The sequence below is a fragment of the Dyadobacter beijingensis DSM 21582 genome (genome assembly GCF_000382205.1).
GTDB lineage: Bacteria > Bacteroidota > Bacteroidia > Cytophagales > Spirosomataceae > Dyadobacter > Dyadobacter beijingensis.
The window spans coordinates 1-2,030 of sequence record NZ_KB907798.1; the positions used below are offsets into that span (position 1 = coordinate 1).

The window sequence follows — 2,030 nt, forward strand, 5'->3', positions numbered from 1 at the left end:
GTGATGACACCGCGGGTAGTGCTGGTCGAGTCTACCGTCACGTTGGTGATGACCGGCATTACCATCGGCAGGTTCAGACAGAACTCGGCCGACGCCAAGCTCTCGCCGCCACCGATCAGGTAACCCGGCTCGGCAGTGCTTGCGCCCGGTCTCGGGAACATGACCACAATACGGTAAGAGTAGGAAACGCCTGCACGGAGGCCTTCGCCGGCATTGTTATCCAAAAATGTAGTCTGGTTGACATCCACCCGGCCGATCTGCTCGTAACCCGAGCCGGCCGGAATGCCCGTCAGACACACGTCTTCCGGAATATCCGTACATTTCTCAGCCCGGTAAATGGCGATTTTCGCACCGGCTACCTGGCATTTGTAAGCATCCCAGTTGAGCCGGTACGCAGCCCCGGCGGGGTCGGTAACGGCTGTGGCCCGGAGACCGGTTGGTTTGGGACCGTACACTTTAATGTTTACGGTCATCATATCCACGAGTTTTCGGAAGAGCGACGGGTTCGGTACCGATGGCCCCGGTGCGTCTTCTACTTTGAAAAGCACGTCGTAAGGTTCCAGACGAATGTGGTTACAGGAAGTCTGCCAGCTGAAAAGGCCAGTTACAGTGCCTTGCGTACCTTGCTGTGCGACGGTGAATTTGGCCAGCGCCGGCGGGATCAAACTGGCCTGGTACACCCCACCGGACGACGTAAGGGTGAGTTTGTCGCCATTCTTGTCGGTAGCGGTAATGGGTTGATTAATAAGCGTTCCTGCCTCGACGCAAATATCGGGCAGCGGCGGGATTACCGGCCGGTCGTTGCGGGCGTCTTCGACGATGATCTGCATATCGCGGACAATCTGCCCGATCAGCTCGCCGTCGCGCCATTCTTCCACGACAAATGCGACGTTGTAATATCCCCTCGTAACGGGCGCGTCCCAGACGAGGTCGCCCGTGATCCTGTCCATACTGAAAGTAGCCGGTGAGCCGCCTGCTTCGGTTTGGCCCGGAGGCGTCACCATATTGGGGTCTTTGTATTGCAAATTGATCCCGGAGCCATTGACGCCGCTTCTTTGCGGAACAAACAGGCGATAGGCGAGGCTGTCGCCATCGGCATCGAATGCGCCGGGGTTGTGAATGTACCGCTGGCCCACTGCCGCCACATCGATGGGCGCATTGAGCAGTACGGGCGTCTGGTTCTGTCCGAATGTGGAATTGATTTCCAGGATCGTGCTGACGTAGAAGTTCAGGTTCTGCGTAGGCGGCGGACCGATGTTGAGGACGTTGTTGTTCCGGTTATCCTCCTCGAAGGAGATGCGGTACTGGCCCGCTGTCGGAAAGGTGTAGTTAATAATGTAGGTATTCTGTGTCGTGTTGTTCCCGATGTTCGGGATAGGCTGCTGGCGCGGCGCTTCCAGTACCGCCGGGTTCGAGTTCTGGCCTGGATTGACCGGACCGATGGTAAAAAACACGCTATTCTGCGCATTCGCGGCACCTTCGCCGTTCTGCATATCAAAATAAGCCGTCAGCTTGATCTCGTAAGTGTGTACGGCCGAACCGACCGGACTAAGCCTCCGGGCAGTGATTTCGCCCGCGCGTATGTGTGTGGCCATGGCCTGATAGCCGCTACACAGCAAAGCCAGAAAAAGGAAGTATAAAGGGATTCGTAAAACAGAGCGCATAAATCTGTGTCGAGCTTATGATGATAGAGAGGTGATGGCAGGCACCAAATCTCCTGTCAGGTACTTTAAATCAACGAAAATTCAGGTAAAAATGTGTGCTACGGGAATGAATATAATATGCCGTTTCGTAAACATACAAAACAACTTTATAAATCATATATGAATTATCACAAACTCCCGAAGCCGCGGAAATAGCGCCCTGACGTGATCGATATTGCTATCTCAGCAATTGTACCCAGCCTTTCATGATAGTCTCTGTGCCTTGTTTTCTGAACGACTCGAAATAGATGGTTACTTCATAATAATACTGACCGGCGGCGAGCTCTTTTCCACCATTGGTTTTACCGTCCCAGTTAATGTCGACGT

1 pseudogene is annotated in these 2,030 nt (G+C 54.1%); it reads right to left on the bottom strand.

Going from position 1 to position 2,030, the window contains the following annotated elements:
* Positions 1 to 1,595, bottom strand: a pseudogene (locus H144_RS0131255) (gliding motility-associated C-terminal domain-containing protein); the annotation flags it as partial.
* Positions 1,596 to 2,030 lie beyond the last annotated feature (435 nt).